At 69.5% G+C, this 1,132-nt stretch carries 1 protein-coding gene and 1 pseudogene; both read right to left on the bottom strand.

Annotated elements, in window-relative coordinates; all coding sequences use genetic code 11:
• Positions 1-338, bottom strand: a 338-nt coding sequence (locus tag B3I25_RS06045; RefSeq protein WP_286738289.1) for an ArsR/SmtB family transcription factor, incomplete at its 3' end; no start/stop codon positions are given.
• Positions 339-727: 389 nt separating this feature from the next.
• Positions 728-1,132: pseudogene (locus B3I25_RS06040) on the bottom strand (pyroglutamyl-peptidase I); the annotation flags it as partial.

Here is a 1,132-nt window from a genome sequence, read left to right as displayed (position 1 = left end):
GCGCACAGCACCGCGTCGGTGCCGGTGGCGTGCAGGATGCGTTCCGCGGCTGCGATCAGGGCCGCGAGTTCATGGGGGCGGGTGAGCGAGTACCACGTGGCGCGCCCCTCCGGCCGTGCCTGGATCAGGTGGCACTCCACGAGGAAGCTCAGGTGCTTGCTCACCGTGGACTGGGCCAGGCCCATGTGCTCCACGAGGTCCCGGACCCGGTGTTCCCCCGAGGCCAGGTGCTGCACCACGGCCAGCCGGGTCGGTTCACTCAGCGCCTGGAACAGGTGCGCGTACGCCGCGGTGGCTCGTGCATTCAACGTGGGGAGCTCACTTACTTCAATCGCCATAGAGCGATGATATCGCTGCACACCGCATGCGGGAAAGCGTGGGACGATGTGTCGCCCTGGCCGCCGGGAACGACGCCCACCCCGCGAGCCTGCCCGGCGTCGTCGAGCTCCAGAATCCTGGCTGAGTCGCGCTCGCTGACCAGGGGAGTGCCCCCGTGGAAGGCAACGGACCACGGCGCGTCCAAGTTTTCGGTCACGGTCCGGGGCTCACCCAACGACGACGCCGCCGCGACCGTTTCGCTCGGGCCGGCTCGGACGTCCGGCCGCCGTTGCACGAGGTCAGAAGGAAAAGGACGGACACAAGGAACGCGGTGGCTGCGGGACGTGATGTGGAAACCATGCTGAGGTCCTTTCGGGGCCGTGGCGTGGATCCGGCCTACCGGGGCTGTTCAGGCCGGCTGCGATCCCGACTCGAGTGCGACGGCGTGGACAGCGGCCGCCAGCGCGTGTGCGAGGTCATCGAAACTCAGCGCTGAATCCGCGGGGGTGTGATCCGGGTCGGTCTCGGCACCGATCCCCGCTGATCCTCTCGACCTGACCGCGGGTACGTGGATGAACGCGGCGGGCAGATCCGTGCGGTGCAGCGCGGTCCAGAAGACGGCGTTGCACAGGAAAGCGCCTGCGTCGTCGGAGACCTCGGCCGGGATGCCCGCGTCCCGGACGGCATGGGCGAGCGCGGAAGGGTCAATGCGGGACTCGAGGCGCTCGGGACCCTCGGCGAGGGGAGCGGCGTCGCGGACCTCGCCGTTGTTGTCCGGGATGCGCCCATGCCCCAGGTTCCTGGCCCACCGCTC

Origin of the sequence: Kocuria sp. UBA1838 (assembly GCF_002338785.1) — a bacterium.
Classification (GTDB): Bacteria; Actinomycetota; Actinomycetes; order Actinomycetales; family Micrococcaceae; genus Kocuria; species Kocuria marina.
The sequence above is the reverse complement of the archived record's forward strand: the minus strand, read 5'-3'. Positions and strand labels throughout refer to the sequence as shown.